This is a genomic window from Ruegeria sp. N7, from assembly GCF_056531345.1.
Map to the genome: position 1 here is coordinate 1 of NZ_JBQFLR010000026.1, position 17,301 is coordinate 17,301.

Genomic DNA, 17,301 nt, shown 5'->3' on the forward strand with positions numbered 1-17,301 from the left:
TGACCCTGACACCCGTCGAGCTGTTGCGGCAAAACGCTCCGGCCACCCGTCCCATAATCGCCCTCAGCGAAGGCAACGACCCCCGCATCACCAAAGGGGCCATCAACGCGCAGAGGGAGGGTCGTGCTGTTTTGAAATACACGCTCAGCAGGAGGGTATGAAGTCATGACACCTCAGGTTCTCAATCTCTTCGGTGCGCCCGCAACACGCAGCGAACGGCGTCTGGCCGATCTTCCGGACCGCGTTGTCGACGGCGACCCGTATCACCAGATCGGGATGCATTTTACCAGTCCGGATGGCAAGTTGTCGGCGGGCACATGGACCTCGACACCCGGAAAATGGCATGCGTTCACGGACAAGGACGAATATTGCTATATTGTCAAAGGCCATTGCGCTTTGATCCATGAAGACGGCACCCGGCAAGATTTTCGTGACGGGGCAAGTTTTCTGATCCCGAATGGGTTTCGCGGCTATTGGGAAGTCATCGAGGAAACGACGAAGCACTTTGTGATCCGGGATTGCACGTAAGACCTACAAGGTGCTCAGAAGCGCAAATGCCATTACGCGGGGTGGTTGTTCTTGCCATAAAGGCGTCGCATGATCATGGGCGTCAGGTACATCGGGATCTGATACGCGCCGATGAAGGCCATGATCGGGGCGGTGACATCGGGTGGCAGGGCGACAAAGAATATGGCGATGTTCCGGTTTCCCGCGATGATCGATATCGCGGTCGATTTGTCTGCGGGCAGCCGGTTTCGGCTCAGGTGAAATGCAACGGCTTGTGCCCCGAAATTGACCAGACAGGCGAGCGCGATCCAGAAGGCTGCAATGGCGGGATTGTTCAGGGCCGTGGCACTGACCGAAGGCATCAGCCCGATGACAAACACAGCCAAGGTAAGTGCCGCCAAGCCTTCCAAATTCATTAGCGTCGCGGGTGAGGGTGTGCGCAGAACTGTGCGCCGGGTGATAATGGCAGCCCCGGTTGCAAGTACGATGGTCAGCAGCAATTGCAACCCGGCCAGCAATACAGATTTAATATCCCCCAGTTCGGGCATGAGCAGAAATACGGGCAATGCGGTCAGCGGCAACAGCGCCGTACCCACAACCATCAGCCGCATCGCGTGTTCAGGCGGATGGCCCATCATCAGGCACATATTGGGACTGCCTGAAATGGACGGGGCCGCCGCCATGATCAGCAGGGACAAAAGGACAGGCGTTCCAGTCCATCCCCCCGCGAACCCGATGGCCAGCACGATCAGCGGCATCACGAATTGAAACCCGATGACTGTGAATGCAACCTTCTGCAGATCATTCAGCGACCCGAGAATGGTTTCCGGGTTCATCCTGAGGACGGTAACAAACAGCAATAACACGACCAGTGGCGGCAGCAGGTTTCGCATCGGCTCGGCCAGGGACGGCAGCAGAAGCCCAGCCGCCAGCCCGGCGATCAGAACATGAGGGCCATGGCGCGCGACCAGATGAAGCGGGTTCAAGGCCGTTCTACCCGCCCGGGCTTTGGCGCAGATTTTCCGGCAGCCATGTCGCCAGATCCGGGAACCAGATGAGGATGAAAACCATCAAAACCATGATCAGGAACATCGGGATCGCGGCGCGTGCGATATAGCTCATCTCGTGGTTTGTCATGCCCTGCATCACGAACAGGTTGAACCCGATTGGCGGTGTGATTTGCGCCATCTCGACAACAACCACGATGAAGATGCCGAACCAGATCAGGTCGATCCCGGCGTCACGGATCATCGGTTCAACCACGGCCATGGTGAGCACGACCGAGGATATCCCGTCCAGAAAGCATCCCAGAATGATGTAGAAAACCAGCAACACCATCAGCAGCTCGAACCGAGTCAGGTCCCATCCTGCGATCAGGTCGGCCAGTCCGCGCGGCAGGCCGGTGAACCCCATCGACAGCGACAAAAAGGCCGCCCCCGCAAGGATCAGGGCGATCATCGCGCTGGTGCGCGTGGCCCCCATCAGGCTTTCGGTAAAGGTCTTCCAAGTCAGCGACCCTTGACCGGCGGCCAGCAAAAGCCCCCCGATCACGCCGAAAGCCGCGGCTTCGGTCGCGGTGGCATAGCCCAGATACATCGAGCCGATGACAACTGTGATCAGCAGGATCACAGGCAGCAGAAAGCGTGAGTTTTTGACTTTCTCGGAAAAGCTCAGCTTGCTTTCGTCATTCGGGTTCCAGTCCTTTCCCAGCTTGGAATACAGCGCGACATAGCCCATGAACATCGCCGCAAGAACAAGACCGGGGAGGATACCGGCAAAGAACAGCTTGGTGATCGATTCATTGATCGTCACCCCGTACACAATCAGGGTCAGCGAGGGCGGGATCATCAGCCCCAACGTCGCGGCACCGGTCAACGTGCCGATGATCATCCGTTCGGGGTAATTGCGTTTGCGCAACTCGGGGATCGACATCTTTCCGACGGTCGTCAGGGTTGCCGCCGATGACCCCGAGACAGCGGCAAAGACAGTACATCCAACGATATTCGTATGCACCAGACCACCGGGCAGGGGGGCCATCCAGGGCGACAGTCCCTTGAACATGTCCTCGGACAATCGCGTTCGGTACAGGATCTCGCCCATCCAGATGAACATCGGCAGGGCGGTCAGGGTCCACGAGGACGATGCCGACCAGATGGTCGTGATCATGACGTCACCCACGGGGCGTGTCGTGAACAGCTCCATCCCGACCCAGGCAACCCCCATCAGGGCCAGTCCGACCCACACACCGGTGCCCAACAGGGTAAAAAGCACAAAGAGGAAGAGGATGATAACGGCCAGGTTTTCCATGCGCTTACTCTCCGTGACTCTGATCGGCCAGATCGCGGATGATGCGATGTTCACCGCGGAACAGGACATGGATCAGATGATCCGTCAGGGCGATGGCAAGGATCACGGCACCGATCAGCATCGCCGATTGAGGGATCCAAAGGGCGGTTCTATCCTGCCCCTGGCTGACATCGTTGAATTTCCAGCTCCAGTAGACAAAGCGATAGGCATACCAGCAGAAATACCACATGACAGCCGTGCCAATGGCAAAGCACCAGACTTCAAGAATGCGCCGCACCCCGTCCGGCACTGCGTTCAGCAGGATCGATACACGGATGTGACTGCCCCGGTTCAGCGCGTTGGCAAAAGCCAGAAAAGAGGCGGCAGCCATCGCATAACCGGCATAATCCGGTGCGCCGGGAAACACTTCGCCGGTCCAGCGGGCCAGCATCTGCACTACGATCAGCAGCAATATGGCAATCAGGCTGAGTGCCGCCAGAACCCCTGCCGCCAGATAAATGAAATCCAATACGGACCGAAGCCCTCGCAAAACCGCCATGCCGTCCCCGCTGTGTTCTGATTGGATGTGAAACGGGCGGCAGGATATGCCACCGCCCGTTCCGAAAGGATTACTGCGACGAATTGAAGGCGTCGACGATGGCCTTGCCTTCGTCCCCAGCGGCCTCCAGCCACTCATTGGTCATGGTCACGCCAATCTCTTTCAATTCCTGCACCATCTGATCCGATGCCGGGCCAACGGTCATGCCGCCATCCCGCAGGCCTTGCAATGTAAAGCCGGTGTATTCCTTGGCGCGCCAGTTCCCGGCATATTCCGCCAGTTCCGCACAGCCTTTGATGACGTTCTTGTTGGCATCGGACACACCAGACCAGACGTCGGAATTGACCATCACGTAGTTGCGCGGCAGCCAGGCGTCGACCTCGTAGAAATAGTTCAGGCTTTCCCAAACCTTGCGGTCATATCCGGTTGATCCCGACGATATCATTGAATCCGCGACCCCGGTTGCAAAAGCCTGGCTGATTTCAGCCGCTTCGATGGTGACCGGCAGCATCCCGGTCAACTCGGCCAGCCGCGAAGTGGCGTTGTTGTACGAGCGGAACTTGATACCCTTCATCTCGGCGACCGAGTTCACCTCGTTTTTGAAATAAAGACCCTGCGGCGGCCACGGCACTGCATAAAGCAGTGTCAGGTTTTGTTCGGCCAGCAGGCTTTCGATCGAAGGTTTGGCTGCTTCCCAAAGCTTGGCGCTGTCGTCGAATGAAGTTGCAAGAAACGGGATGGAATCAAACCCGAACAATGCGTTTTCGTTCTGATGCCCGGACAGCAGCCGCTCACCGATCGGGGCTTGTCCGGTCTGGATCGCGCGTTTGATGTCGGCGCCCTTGAACAGCGATCCGGACGGGTGCGTGACGATTTCAATCTCACCACCAGTGCCGGTGGTGACGCATTTGGCAAATTCCGCGCCCGTGGCCGAGTGGAAGTTTGACGCCGAATAGGCCATCGGCATGTCCCATTTCTCGGCCATGGCGGGTGCAGCGGCGGTGGCAGTCAGCGCAGTCGCCGCCAGAAGGTTTGTCAGTTTCTTCATCATTCTTCTCCCAGTTGAATTTGGAAACACCGGCGTTTTTCACCGGTTTGTTTGTTATTGTGCGTATCGCGACGGCGCGTAGACGCTCATGTCGACATTTGGCGTTCTGCCCGCAATCATCTGCGCCAGAAGGCGCCCGGTTTTTGGCCCGCCTGTCAGGCCGATATGGTGATGCCCAAAGCCCATGTAGGCCCCTTTGATGCCGGGCACATCGCCAATGACCGGGATCGAGTCAGCCGGGGCGGGCCTGTGCCCCATCCATTCCACTTCCTCCTTCCATGTTACGCCTGGGAACGCCGCCCGGGCATTTTTGCGCATCAACTCGAACGGTGCGCGCGAGGGCGGCGCATCCAGCCCTCCGAACTCAACAATGCCCGCCAAGCGTATGCGCCCATCCATCGGTGTCGCAACGAACTTGCCCGAGACAACCATAACCGGGCTGCGCGGCATCGCGGAAGGCTCTACCAATTCAAGATGATAACCACGTTCGCTTTCAAGAGGAACAGAAACTCCCAAGCGCTTTGCCAATGGGCCCGACCAGATCCCGGCCGTCACGACGGCTGCGTCACAAGCAATTGTCTCGCCACCGGCCCGAACACCGGTGACATGTCCGTTTTCCCGAACCACATCTTCGACATTTGCACGTATGAAACGACCTCCGTTCGCCTCAACATGCGCGGCAAGGTCTTTCACGTACCGGCCGGGGTCGGTGATGTGGCCATGATCCGAAAGCCGGGCGGCAAATCCGATGCCCTGACTGTAAACCGGGTCATATTCATGGAAGGCGCGACCTTCCAATTCGTCCCACTGAAACCCGTGCCGGCGCCGGATCTCCCAACCAAAGGCATCTTCCTCAAAATGCGCGCGATCCCTGTAAAGAAACAGGTAATCTGACGGAACCAGCCATTTTTCCGCCCCTGTTCCGGCCGCCAGCGCCTTGTGATCATTCAGGCTGTCGCCAACGATGGATGTCAGTGCTGCGGCGATCCTCTCGACGTCGGCGGCGTTTGCATGTCTGAGGTATTTCCAGAGCCACGGAAGAAGCTTTGGCAAATACCCCCATTTCAGAAACAACGGTTGCGAGGGGCTCAGCAGCATCTTCGGTGCTTTTCCCAATAATCCGGGGACTGTTACCGGAACGATCGAACACGAGGCCAAAACCCCGCCATTCCCGTGCGAGGTACCTTCGGCAGGGCCTGCCTTGTCGATCAGGATCACGTCGTGACCATCCCGCTGCAACCAGACCGCAGTCGACACGCCGACAATTCCGGCCCCTATGATGGCTATGGTTTTCTTGTCCGTCATTCTGTCACCACCTTGGCAACCGCATAATGATCCAGTTTGGTCAGGTCGGGTCTGCCGCCAAGTCCGGGGCCCTGAGGCACACAAACCTGACCGTCCCTGACCTGGAAAGTTTCCTCCAGAATATCCTCTTTCAGGAAATAGGACGCCTGATAGAATTCGCAGCCCAGAGAGATTTCCGGTGTCGCGGCAATCATGTGCGTGCCTGCCAAATGGGCCAGTCCAGCCTCGAACATATCGCCACCATAGGCCGACAGGCCATGGGCCGCAGCGATGCGCGCAACCGTCTGCCCGCGGGTCAGGCCGCCTGACTTCATGATCTTCACCGAAACCCCGTCGCAGATCCCTTCGCTGGCCGCGCGCTCCATGTCTTCGGGACCAAAGACGCTTTCGTCGGCCAGAAGGGGAACATCCGTCATCTGCCGCAGCTTTGCCATCATGCCAAACTGATGGGCGCGGACAGGTTGTTCAATGAAGTCCGGTTTGAACTGAGCGACGTCCCGCACCTGCGATGGCGCATCATCAATGCTGAGCCCTTGATTATAGTCCACGCGGACCGAGAGCTCCGGGTAGTTCTGGGCAAGGTACTCCAGCCGCATGATGTCGAAGGCGTGATCCTTGAACCCGGTCTTGAGTTTGACAATCCGAACACCATCCTCACGCAGGCGTGCCAATAGTTCGATGTCCTGGGCAAAGTCGGGGTTTGCGATGGAACAACTCAGCGGAATGCTGTCGCGGAAGCGACCACCCAACAAGGACCAGACCGGAACACCGCTGATCCGGCCTGCCAAATCCAACAGCGCGGTTTCCAGCGCCGCCTTGGCTTCGGTGCAATGTGCCACGGCGTAAGCCGCACGTGCCATGATTGCGGCCCGATCCCCAACGCATGCCCCAAGAACGTGAGGGCGCAGATAACGGTCCAGCGCGGCAAAACTCGCTTCGGGTGTTCCGGTGAATACCGACCAGGGCGATGCCTCGCCATACCCTTGGGTGCCATCCTCGGATGTCAGGCGCAGGATGACGACTTCGCAAACGCCTTCAACCGACCCGATGCCGTGATCCCGGCGGGATGTGACCGGCAGTTCAAGATGCCACAGGTCATAACCGATGATTTTCTGTGCCAGATTGCTCATTTCGCCCCCTGTCGATGGGGAAAGCCTGCCTTGACCGGGCTATCATTTCAAATATTATATTCTCGTAAGTTCATCAGAAAAAGTGATGTGATTATCGTTGTCCCTGCGCTTTCGTCAGCTTCAGGCATTTCATGCCATAATGGAAACCGGAACCGTGACCGGCGCGGCCTCGGTTCTTGGGATATCGCAACCCGGCATCAGCAACCTTCTGGCACAACTTGAACGCGAGGCGCGTCTGCCTCTGTTTGAACGGACAAAAGGCCGATTGCTGCCAACACCTGAGGCCGAGATGCTATTTCGCGAGGTTGACACGGTCGTGCGCGGGCTGGACCACGTGGCGCAGGCCGTAACCGATCTGCAGAACAAACATCCCGGACAGTTGCAGGTTGCCGCGCCGCACCTGTTGTCCTTTGGTTTTATGCCCCGCGAGATCGCGCGGTTTGCCAAAACTCGCCCGAACCTGTCTGTCAGCTTTCAGTCGCAATATTCATCCAAGATTCAGGAATGGGTCATCTCGGGCCTGTTTGAAATCGGTATCGTCGAGATGCCCATTCTGCATGACACACTGAACTATCAGGAGTTTCAGTTTGAAACGCTCGCGACTTTTCCTGAGGGCAGTTCCTTGGCCGAGCACGACGTTCTGACGCCAGAGATATTGGAAAACGAACCCTTCATCGTGATGGGACCGGAACACCAGACCCATCGCCGGACCCGCGACATCTTTCAGGCATCCGGTCACACATGGCGCACCCAGATACACACCCATTTGTCCGAAAACCTTCTGAGTTTTGTCAAACAGGGTATGGGGGTCGCGATGATCGACCCCTTTACCGTCACCTTCGATGGCGAGAGCGGGTACCTGACCCGCCCATTTGCGCCGCCAGTCATGCTGGATCTTGCGATCATCACGGCAAAGGGACGCCCTTTGTCCACGATTGCGCAGGAATTTCTGGCCCAGTTGACCCCGTCAATTGCCGCTTACGCGACCCATTCCGAGACCGGCGCGGCGGCTTCGTGAAGCGGTTGTGAATGAATGTCGACAAGTGTTGGGCCGTCATGCTCGATCGCCTGTTTCAGCACACGCGTCAGATCCTCTGGGTCTTTGACGGTCCAGGATTTGACGCCAAAGGCGGCCGCAACAGCGGCGTGGTCCGTCCGGTTGAAATCAACATTGTAATAGCGCTGACCAAATCCCGCATTTTGACCAGCCTTGATCCATCCGAAGACCGAGTTCGAGAAAACGATTGAAGTGATTGGCATGTTGTGCCGGACCATCGTTTCAAATTCGCCGCAGGTGAACCCGAACGAGCCATCGCCCATGACCGACAGGGTTTTGACCGATGGCCGCCCGACATGTGCCCCCATGGCCGCGCCCAGCGAATACCCTAGCGCCCCATGTGCCCGGTTTGTGATAAATTGGCGCCCCGGTTTCCGCCAGCGGTAATATGCGCTGAAATAGGGGCAGGGGGTGCCGGGGTCAGCGACCACAATCGCGTCGTCATCCAGAATGTCCATCAAGGACGCCATGACAGCCTCGGGCCGGATCGGCGTCTCGCGACTTGCGGCCAGCGGGGCGAACGCGGTCCTCTTGGCCTCCCAAGCGGCGCGGGCTTTGGCTGCTCCGCCTTGGCTGGTCAGGTCCTGCCGGTTTTCCAGTGCCAGCGCCAAAGCCTCCAGCGCCAGACGGGCATCGGCGCAGATAGCCACTTCGGTCTGGTAATTGGCGCCGATCACCATCGGATCGCTGTCGATATGGATGATCGTGGTGTTGCGTCCGGGGCTTCTCCACCGTTCCGTTGTGACCGAACCGGCGCGGCAGCCAATGAACAAAACGACATCGGCCTGATCCACGACGGCGCGGGTTGCCGGGATGCCCCCGTTCGACCCGACAACGCCCAGGGCAAGCGGGTCGGTCTCGGCAATGGACCCCTGACCCGATACGGTTGTGGCCACGGGCATGTCCAGCAGGCCTGCAACCCGGCGCAGCGCATCGGTCGCCCGGGACAAAACCGGCCCGCCACCACAGACCGCAACCGCGGATTTGGCCCCTGCAAGAATGGCAGCCGCTGCTTCAATGGCGTCCGGGTCAGGTGCGGCCCGTTCAGCGGGATAGCTGCGGTGCCTGTCATCCGCCCAGATTTCAGCCTCGTCTACCTGCCCCTTCTGCGTGTCAAACGGCAGCGCCAGATGCGTCGCACCGGGCGTGCCGGTCGTCATCGCCCTGAAGGCGGCCCGAACCATGGCCGGAAGCCGCGCTGCGTCGTCGAGGGATGTGTTCCATTTGGCCAGAGGCCGGAACAGCGCAGGCTGATCCAGTTCGGTCAACGGGTATTTACCGCGGCTGGTCGTCGCCACATCCGACGTGATTGCCAATATCGGAACCGAGCTTTCGTTGGCCTCGACCACTCCGGGCAAGATATAGGTCGCACCACCACCGGACGGGCCCTCGCACACGCCGGGCTTGCCGGTGACGCGGGCATAGCCATCCGCCATATAGGCCGCGTGCCGTTCATCCCGTGTCAGAATGTGCTGAATGCTGTGATCCATCCGGGCAAGGGCATCATAAAAGGGCAAAGTGGTATCGCCGCACAGGCCAAACATATGCGTCACACCATGCGCTTCGAGCATGCGCACCATGGCTTCGGCTCCGGTCAGAAAATTTGTCCCTGTCATGGTTGCGAGTCCCTTGTGTCAAATCTGTACGCAGACCTGTATACAGTTTTGTATATTGATTTCAAGCTCAGCGTGTGGCACCTGTGATTCAAACGAAGAAGGGCTGGGGTAATGGCGGGTCCGCGCGTCGATGATATCTATGATCAGGTCAAGGCGATGGCGGTTTCGTTTCGCCTGCGCCCCGGCGACCGCCTGAACGAAGTGGCGTTGTCCAGGGATCTGGGCGTCAGCCGCACCCCGCTGCGCGAGGCGTTGAACCGTCTGGTTGCCGAACGGCTTTTCGACTTCCGCCCCGGACAAGGCTTTTTCTGCCGCCCGCTGGACGCGCAAAGCGTGTTCGACCTGTTCGAACTGCGCCAGATCATCGAAACAGCGGCGGCGCGTGCGGCCTGTGCCAAGGCATCGGACGAAGACCTGCAGCTGTTGCGGGACGAGCTTTACGCAACGGGCATCGACATCACCGGTCTGACTGTCGAAGAAGCCGTCAACCGGGATGAGGCGTTTCATTTGGGTATCGCGAAGCTGTCGGGGAATATGGAACTGTTGCAAACCCTGACGCGGATCAACGACCGTATCCGCTATATCCGTTGGATTTCCATGAGCCTCGACCGCGTGCAACGCTCAAAGGACGAACACAAACGCGTCATGCAGGCTTTGATGGACCGGAACGCGGATGAGGCGGCACGGGTTCTGGCTGCACATATCTCCAAGCGTATGGATCAGGTGCAGGATGCCGTGCGTCACGGGATTTCGAACATCTACATGGAAGGGTCGGACGATATTTCGACCCGTATCATCGAGGAGGTTGAGGGATGATCGCGCAGGGCGGAAAATCCATCTACGGTGCGTCTGTCGGCATTCTGATGCTGGATGCCCGCTTTCCCCGCATTCCCGGCGATATGGGCAACGCGCAGACCTGGCCCTTTCCGGTTCACTACCGCATTGTGCGTGATGCCTCGCCGGATCGGGTGGTACGGCACAAAGCCGAAGGCATGCTCGACGTGTTCATCGACGCGGCGCAGGAGCTTGTCAAAGATGGTGTGGACGGGATTACCACCAATTGCGGGTTTCTGTCGCTGTTCCAAAAAGAGCTGGCCCAGGCGGTCCCGGTTCCGGTGGCCACATCGTCCCTGATGCAGGTTGAAATGGTCAACCGCATCCTGCCGGCGGGAAAACGCGCCGGGGTTCTGACCATATCAGCCTCCACTCTGACCCAAGATCACTTGCTGGCCGCCAATGTTCCATTGGACACGCCTATCGGCACAACCGAAGGCGGGGCGGAGTTCACCCGCGCAATCCTTGGAAATGAGCTTGGTCTTGATGTGGAAAAGGCCCGCAAAGACAATGTCGAAGCCGCAATGGCCCTGACATCGGAACACACCGATCTTGGCGCGATCGTGCTGGAATGCACGAATATGTGCCCCTACGCGCCCGATATTCAGCGCGCCACAGGGCTGCCCGTGTTTTCTATCGTGTCTTTCGTGAAGTGGTTTCAGGCCGGTCTTGTTCCGCCCACCTACTAGACAGGTGACACGGGCGCTCTGACTGACCTGCCCTAAGATGTCACAGGTTCAGGTCGCCTTGTACCGAGTTCCGGATCACCCGCTCGGCATTCGGAATGTCGTTTGAAAGCGCCCGCTCTCTTGCGGCCTGTTTGTCCAGCCCAAACCCAACCCAACGGTCGGTGAGCCGGGTTTCCAGTGTTGCAAGATCGACGCCCAGAAACACCTTGAGCGCCCATAGGGAGTGAAGGCCCGACCAGCCCGGTTCATCCAGCAAAAGGTAATTGCCTTCAACCAGAATGACCCGCTGATCAGGCGAGATCATTGATCGGGCAGCGATTGCCAGATCAAGCTTTCGGTCGAAGCCCGGAATTGCAACTTCATCTTCGGTGCGCAAACGCACAAGCAAGGCACGAAACCCGGCAAGATCGAAGGTTTCCGGCGCGCCCTTGCGCGGGAAAAGCCCACGTTCTTTCAGGATCGCGTTGTCAAAGTGAAAACCGTCCATTGGCACAAGCCCTGCTGACACACCGCGCCGGTTCAGCTTGGCTGTGGCAAGGCTGGCAACGGTGCTTTTCCCGGATCCGGGCGGGCCGGCAATCGCGACAAGTTGCCGGTGTCGGGCCGGCGGCAGCGCCTCAACGGCGTCGACGATGCTGTCGGCCAGAACGTCAGGGGCGGTGCTGCCACCGGTCATGCAGCCTGATCCTCGGGCGGTGCGTCCTTGGCCCCGGTCATGAATGCTACGGCGTCGGACATCGAATAGTCCTTGGGGTCAATCACACACAGGCGTTTTCCCAGCCTGTGCACGTGAATCCGGTCTGCGACTTCGAAAACATGAGGCATGTTGTGGCTGATCAGGATGATCGGAATGCCGCGTGATTTCACATCCTGGATCAGTTCAAGGACTCTGCGGCTTTCCTTTACGCCCAGTGCTGCTGTCGGTTCGTCCAGAATGATGACCTTGGATCCGAATGCCGCCGCGCGTGCCACGGCAACGCCCTGGCGCTGTCCACCCGACAGGGTTTCGACGGCCTGATTGATATTCTGGATGGTCATCAGACCCAGTTCGCTCAGCTTTTCGCGGGCGAACTTTTCCATTGCCGGACGGTCTAGCATTCGAAGCCATGATCCCAATGGCCCCTTTCGCCGAATTTCCCGCCCCATGAACATATTGTCCGCAATCGACAGGGCAGGGGACATGGCAAGCGTCTGGTAGACGGTTTCAATACCGGCTTCACGCGCGTCGATCGGGGAATGGAAATTCACCTTTTGACCTTCCAGCCAAACATCGCCTTCGTCTGGCGTCACTGCGCCGGACACTGCCTTGATCAGCGTCGACTTACCCGCGCCATTGTCGCCGATCACCGCCAGAATCTCACCCGGCATCAGGTCAAAATCGCAGTGATCCAGCGCAGTCACCTTGCCGTAGCGTTTCACAAGGTTCCGTCCTTTGAGAATGGGTTCCATCAGGCTGCTACCTTTCTGATCCACTGGTCGACCGCGACCGCTGCGATGATAAGGATGCCGATCAGCAGGAACGTCCATTGTGCATCCGCGCCCAGCAACCGCAGCCCAAGCGTAAAGACACCCACGATCAGGGCACCAAACAGGGACCCCAGAATAGACCCGCGTCCGCCAAACAGAGATATCCCCCCGATCACGACCGCGGTAATGCTTTCGATATTGGCCAGCTGGCCCGAGGTTGGCGAAACCGACCCGATCCGGCCAATCAGGGCCCAGCCCGCAAAGGCGCAGATCAGCCCGGACAGCATGTAGACGGATATCAGCGTACGGTGCACGTTGACACCAGACAGTTCTGCCGCTTCGGGGTCATCTCCGACGGCATAGACATGCCTGCCCCAGGCCGTGTGCCGCAACGCGTATGCAAGGACGAGGATCAGCGCCAGCATGAAGACAACACCAACGGTAAACACCGCCCCGCCCACGTTAAACTTGGCACCAAACAGTTGCAGGATGGCGGCGTGTTCCTCGATCTCCTGCGACCGGATCGTTTCGTTTTGTGAATAAAGGAAATTCGCCGCAAGAACGATCTGCCACATGCCAAGGGTGACGATGAATGGCGGCAGCTTGATGCGACTGACCAGAAACCCGTTCAAGGCCCCGATTGCCGAGCCAACAGCAAGGCCGCACACAATCGCAACCGAAGGCGGCATTCCATAGCGGAAAGTGAATTGCCCCATCACAACCGACGACATCACCATGATGGCCCCAACACTCAGGTCGATGCCTGCGGTCAGGATCACAAGGCTCTGCGCCGCGGCCACGATCCCGACGATCTGAACCTGTTGCAGGATCAATGTCAGCGCAAAGGGCGAAAAGAACTTGGGGCCCAGCAAGACACCAAAGATGACGATTGCAGCGACAAGGACGATCAGCGGGACCAGCGACGGGTTCACATGCAGAAAATGCTGAACCGTTCCGACAAATCCGCGTTGGTGATCGTCAAATTCGGCAACTTGCTCTGGGCTGCCCTTTGCGGCGGTTTCGAAATCGTCGGCTTGTCGTGAAGAATCGGACATGGAACTTCCCCCAAAGCGTCAGGTTTATGACGACTTTAGCAAGGTTTCGGGCGTGTGGGTGGTTTTGATAAGTGGAAGGCCGCGCAGCGGCCTTCCACACGTTCAGCTTAACCCCAGCAGAGGTCCATGCCTTCCTGAACCGAGATGGACTCGACGCCGTCGGCGGCCTTATCCGTCACAAGCGCCACGCCAGTGTCAAAAAAGTCCTTACCGGGTGTGTTCTCGGGTTTCGTCCCTTCGTCCGCCCATTTCTTGACAGCCTCAACGCCCAGCGATGCCATCAGCAGCGGGTATTGCTGGGATGTTGCGCCGATGACCCCGTCCGCCACGTTCTGCACGCCGGGGCAGCCGCCATCGACGGAAACGATCAGCACGTCATTTTCGCGCCCGATAGCCTTGAGCGCCTCGTAAGCACCCGCTGCCGCCGGTTCGTTGATGGTATGCACCACGTTGATCATCGGGTCTTTGGCCAGCAGGTTTTCCATCGCGCGGCGGCCGCCTTCTTCGTTGCCAGCGGTGACATCGCTGCCAACAAGACGCGGGTCGTCTTCATCGCCGATCACGTTCGGATCGGCCAGATCAACACCGAACCCCTGCAGGAACCCCTGATTGCGAAGCACGTCCACAGTGGGCTGGCTGACCGCAAGGTCCAACGTGGCGATTTTGGCGTCGTTTGCCGCATCTCCCAGAGTGGCTTTTGCCCATTGTCCGATCAGAAGCCCCGCAAGGAAATTGTCGGTGGCAAAGGTCGCGTCGGCCGAGTCGATAGGCTCAAGCGGGGTGTCCAGCGCAATCACCAGCAGCCCGGCATCGCGGGCCTGCTGCACCGCCGGAACGATGGACGACGTATCCGACGCGGTCAGCAGGATACCCTTTGCGCCATCCAGAATGCAGGTTTCAATGGCCTGAACCTGAGTTTCGTGGTCTCCGTCGACTTTGCCGGCAAAGGCCTTCAGCGTCATGCCAAGCTCTTCGGCTTTGGCGGTCGCACCCTCTCTCATTTTAACAAAGAAAGGGTTGGTATCCGTCTTGGTGATCAGGCAAACGGTTTCACCTTCGGCCATTGCACTGCTTGCCATGGCCGTAACCGCCAGCGCCGTGGCGCCTGCAAGTTTCGCAAGTTTCATCGGTAGTCCTCCCAGTTTTCCCAATGCCCGTCCGGGCATACGTTTGATCGGGCGAAAACCGGCCCGATCGAACGTGAAAACCATCACAAGATTCGAATTTCGAGTCAATAAATAAATCACTCTTAATTATTATTGACAGAAAGGAAGGGTTTCAACATTGTCGTCATGAAGGGGATGGCCGTGTCTGCAATGAACTCTTTGGACAATACCACTGGCGTACGCGAGCCAGATATGCGCGGCACCAACCAAAGTGGAATGCGGGCCCGAAATGAACGGCTTGTCCTGTCACTGGTCCGGCGCCATCAGGCCCTCGCAAAATCTGAAATCGCGCGGATGACCGGGCTGTCGGCGCAGACGGTCTCGGTCATCATGCGCCAGTTGGAAACCGATGGGCTGCTTCTGCGGGGCGAACCGATCCGGGGAAAAGTCGGACAGCCCTCGGTTCCCATGCGCCTGAACCCGGATGGCGCTTATTTCTTTGGGCTCAAAGTCGGGCGGCGCAGTACCGAATTGGTGCTGACGGATTTCCTTGGCAATGTCAGGCACCGTGAGCGGCGGACTTATGATTTTCCGACGCCCGAGGCGACATTGAGCTTTTCCAAAGAAAGCCTCGACAAAGTGATGGCGTCACTGTCGCCCGAGGCGCGCAGCCGGATCGCGGGTCTTGGGATTGCGATGCCGTTCTACCTTTGGGACTGGGCGCAGACATTGCAGGTTCCGCAGGAGAAAATGGATCCGTGGCGTGACGCGGACCTGAAAGGCGCGCTGGCCGCAAGCTATGACTTGCCGGTATTCCTGCAGAACGACGCAACGGCCGCCTGCGGTGCCGAGCTGGTCTTTGGCCCGGCGGAAGGCCCACGAGATTTCCTGTATTTTTATGTGGGCTTCTTCATCGGGGGCGGGGTGGTTCTGAACGGCTCGATCTTTTCGGGGCGGGGAAACGCCGGTGCGCTTGGCCCATTGCCCGTGCCGGACGACGCAGGCGGAGTGAAACCATTGATAGATGTCGCCAGTCTTTATGTGCTGGAGCGCGCAGTTGGTGGGAATGCCGAAACAGCCGGCTCAATCTGGGAAACGACACAGCATTGGGACCTACCGGAAACCCACCTTGAGAACTGGCTGAAACAAGCGGCGCACGGGATCGCACATGCCATCGTCTCGTCTTGCAGCCTGATCGACTTCGAATCTGTCAAGATTGATGGCTGGATGCCCGCAGGCATCAAGGCGCGGCTGGTGGAATTGGTCGAGGTCAAACTATCTGACATGAACCTGACCGGGCTTGAACGGCCCTTGGTGCAGGTGGGGACGGCAGGCCCGGATGCCCGCTCATTGGGGGCGGCCAGTTTGCCATTGTCGGAAAGATACCTGCTCGAAGGGTAGTTCATTCCCGAAAAACCCCGACCTTTATCCAAAGCGGATCCGCCGGAAAAAGGGCATTGCCCGCTAAACTTTTTGACAGCCAGCGCAATTGATCGTTGACGGATGCCGAAGAAGTCTGGCAAGCCGCTCGGCATGTCCGGTTCCGGGGCGTGCTCTGGAATCAATAGGGAATGCGGTGCGGGCTTTGGCCCAACTCCGCAACTGCACCCGCAACTGTAAGCGGCGAGCAGGGCTGAAGTGCCACTGGAGTTAATCCGGGAAGGCCAGCCCAACGCTTTGACCCGCAAGTCAGGATACCTGCCGGACATGTGCCTTTGACAAGGGCACTCCTAATCGGCGACGGGATGTGCGTCGGAGCAGGATGCTTGAAAAAGCAGCTTAGCTTGGACGTCCCCGCAGTCAAAACGCATCTCGTACCGGGGTTGGTGCGATGGGACAAGGACGACTATTGATGACCAAGCTGCTTTCCGCAGCCGCTGTGGCGATGGCGCTTCCAGCGATGGCAAATGCGCATTTCCTGCTGGAATACACCGCTGACACCATGATCGACGCACCGGGGAATGTTCCGGTCAAGCTGATCTTTTGGCATCCGTTCTCGAACGGGCATGTCATGGATCTGGACAAGCCGCAGGAATTCTACGTGATCCACAACGGTCAGAAAACCGATCTGCTGGATACCCTGGAACCCGTACGTTTCACCGGCGGCGAAAACGAAGGCGCGGCATTCAAGGGTTATGTTCCCGTCAAACGGTCGGGCGACTATGTGTTGGTGACTGTTCCCCAGCCCTATTATGAGGAATCCGAGGATATCTATATCCAGCAGATCGCCAAGGCATTCATGAACCGCAATGAACTGCCGACCGACTGGATGAACCCGGTGGGCCTGCCGGTTGAGATCATCCCGCTCAACAAACCAACCAACATCATCGCGGGTTCGACGTTTACAGGTCGGGTTATGGCCGAAGGCCAACCGGTTGCGGGTGCCGAGATCGAGATCGAGTACATGGCCGCAGAACCGAACATGGAAAGCGCGGCCGCTTCCGCCCCGTCGGTCTCGCCGATGCCGGGTGGTGCATTGGTCGCAACTTCGGATGATAACGGGTATTTCACGTTTGGCGTTCCAAAAGCCGGATATTGGGGATTTGCCGCACTCGGCGCCGGTCCCGTGACCGAACACAACGGCAAAGAACTCAGTCAGGACGCGGTCATCTGGATCCGCGCCTGGGATTTGGAGTAACCGT

General features: G+C 58.5%; 17 protein-coding genes and 1 riboswitch. Of the genes, 6 read left to right on the forward strand and 11 right to left on the reverse strand.

What is annotated here, in order from left to right; all coding sequences use genetic code 11:
- The first annotated feature begins 165 nt into the window (after window positions 1-165).
- A complete protein-coding gene (locus ACR0ES_RS18960; RefSeq protein ID WP_480555968.1) occupies window positions 166-528 on the forward strand; it encodes a cupin domain-containing protein in 363 nt (120 codons plus the stop codon).
- 32 nt (window positions 529-560) lie between these two features.
- Here ACR0ES_RS18960 and ACR0ES_RS18965 read toward each other — a convergent pair whose 3' ends face one another.
- The 6 genes from ACR0ES_RS18965 to ACR0ES_RS18990 all read right to left on the reverse strand — a co-directional run bounded on the left by ACR0ES_RS18965 (window position 561) and on the right by ACR0ES_RS18990 (window position 6,835).
- Window positions 561-1,493 carry a hypothetical protein gene (locus ACR0ES_RS18965; protein WP_480871501.1) on the reverse strand — a complete coding sequence of 311 codons (933 nt, stop codon included), beginning with the start codon at window positions 1,491-1,493 and terminating at the stop codon, window positions 561-563.
- Window positions 1,494-1,500: 7 nt separating this feature from the next.
- Complete coding sequence (locus ACR0ES_RS18970) at window positions 1,501-2,814, reverse strand: TRAP transporter large permease (protein ID WP_480489259.1); 1,314 nt, start codon at window positions 2,812-2,814, stop codon at window positions 1,501-1,503.
- Between the two features lie 4 nt (window positions 2,815-2,818).
- On the reverse strand, window positions 2,819-3,352 hold the full coding sequence (locus ACR0ES_RS18975) for a TRAP transporter small permease (protein WP_480489257.1): 534 nt from the start codon (window positions 3,350-3,352) through the stop codon (window positions 2,819-2,821).
- Window positions 3,353-3,422: 70 nt separating this feature from the next.
- The gene (locus ACR0ES_RS18980) at window positions 3,423-4,400 is read right to left on the reverse strand and encodes a TRAP transporter substrate-binding protein (RefSeq protein WP_480484889.1); all 978 of its coding nucleotides are present in this window, start codon (window positions 4,398-4,400) and stop codon (window positions 3,423-3,425) included.
- A gap of 54 nt (window positions 4,401-4,454) precedes the next feature.
- Entirely contained in the window at window positions 4,455-5,705 is a 1,251-nt protein-coding gene (locus ACR0ES_RS18985) for an NAD(P)/FAD-dependent oxidoreductase (RefSeq protein ID WP_480871502.1), read from the reverse strand.
- Window positions 5,702-6,835: an enolase C-terminal domain-like protein gene (locus tag ACR0ES_RS18990; protein ID WP_480508826.1), complete on the reverse strand. Its 1,134-nt coding sequence runs from the start codon at window positions 6,833-6,835 to the stop codon at window positions 5,702-5,704. The genes ACR0ES_RS18985 and ACR0ES_RS18990 overlap by 4 nt, the downstream gene beginning before the upstream one ends.
- A 97-nt stretch (window positions 6,836-6,932) precedes the next feature.
- Between ACR0ES_RS18990 and ACR0ES_RS18995 the strand changes: the two genes are divergently transcribed.
- On the forward strand, window positions 6,933-7,853 hold the full coding sequence (locus tag ACR0ES_RS18995; protein ID WP_480871503.1) for a LysR family transcriptional regulator: 921 nt from the start codon (window positions 6,933-6,935) through the stop codon (window positions 7,851-7,853).
- Here the strand turns inward: ACR0ES_RS18995 and ACR0ES_RS19000 are convergent.
- Entirely contained in the window at window positions 7,814-9,508 is a 1,695-nt protein-coding gene (locus ACR0ES_RS19000) for a thiamine pyrophosphate-binding protein (RefSeq protein ID WP_480871504.1), read from the reverse strand. The genes ACR0ES_RS18995 and ACR0ES_RS19000 overlap by 40 nt on opposite strands.
- A 111-nt stretch (window positions 9,509-9,619) precedes the next feature.
- Between ACR0ES_RS19000 and ACR0ES_RS19005 the strand changes: the two genes are divergently transcribed.
- Both ACR0ES_RS19005 and ACR0ES_RS19010 read left to right on the forward strand, forming a co-directional pair.
- Window positions 9,620-10,324, forward strand: a complete 705-nt coding sequence (locus ACR0ES_RS19005; RefSeq protein ID WP_267365469.1) for a GntR family transcriptional regulator — start codon at window positions 9,620-9,622, stop codon at window positions 10,322-10,324.
- Window positions 10,321-11,031: an aspartate/glutamate racemase family protein gene (locus ACR0ES_RS19010; protein ID WP_480484883.1), complete on the forward strand. Its 711-nt coding sequence runs from the start codon at window positions 10,321-10,323 to the stop codon at window positions 11,029-11,031. Before ACR0ES_RS19005 ends, ACR0ES_RS19010 begins: the two co-directional genes overlap by 4 nt.
- A 40-nt stretch (window positions 11,032-11,071) precedes the next feature.
- Here ACR0ES_RS19010 and ACR0ES_RS19015 read toward each other — a convergent pair whose 3' ends face one another.
- The 4 genes from ACR0ES_RS19015 to ACR0ES_RS19030 all read right to left on the reverse strand — a co-directional run bounded on the left by ACR0ES_RS19015 (window position 11,072) and on the right by ACR0ES_RS19030 (window position 14,680).
- Entirely contained in the window at window positions 11,072-11,707 is a 636-nt protein-coding gene (locus ACR0ES_RS19015) for a nucleoside/nucleotide kinase family protein (protein ID WP_480540000.1), read from the reverse strand.
- Window positions 11,704-12,480, reverse strand: a complete 777-nt coding sequence (locus ACR0ES_RS19020; RefSeq protein WP_480484881.1) for an ATP-binding cassette domain-containing protein — start codon at window positions 12,478-12,480, stop codon at window positions 11,704-11,706. The genes ACR0ES_RS19015 and ACR0ES_RS19020 overlap by 4 nt, the downstream gene beginning before the upstream one ends.
- Window positions 12,480-13,553: an ABC transporter permease gene (locus ACR0ES_RS19025; protein WP_209508213.1), complete on the reverse strand. Its 1,074-nt coding sequence runs from the start codon at window positions 13,551-13,553 to the stop codon at window positions 12,480-12,482. Before ACR0ES_RS19025 ends, ACR0ES_RS19020 begins: the two co-directional genes overlap by 1 nt.
- Before the next feature lie 107 nt (window positions 13,554-13,660).
- On the reverse strand, window positions 13,661-14,680 hold the full coding sequence (locus ACR0ES_RS19030) for a substrate-binding domain-containing protein (RefSeq protein ID WP_480489243.1): 1,020 nt from the start codon (window positions 14,678-14,680) through the stop codon (window positions 13,661-13,663).
- Between the two features lie 189 nt (window positions 14,681-14,869).
- On the opposite strand from ACR0ES_RS19030, the gene ACR0ES_RS19035 reads away from it, so the two are divergent.
- Complete coding sequence (locus ACR0ES_RS19035; protein ID WP_480774466.1) at window positions 14,870-16,060, forward strand: ROK family transcriptional regulator; 1,191 nt, start codon at window positions 14,870-14,872, stop codon at window positions 16,058-16,060.
- Between the two features lie 120 nt (window positions 16,061-16,180).
- Window positions 16,181-16,379, forward strand: a riboswitch (cobalamin riboswitch).
- Window positions 16,380-16,511: 132 nt separating this feature from the next.
- The gene (locus ACR0ES_RS19040; RefSeq protein WP_480774457.1) at window positions 16,512-17,297 is read left to right on the forward strand and encodes a DUF4198 domain-containing protein; all 786 of its coding nucleotides are present in this window, start codon (window positions 16,512-16,514) and stop codon (window positions 17,295-17,297) included.
- Window positions 17,298-17,301: the final 4 nt, after the last annotated feature.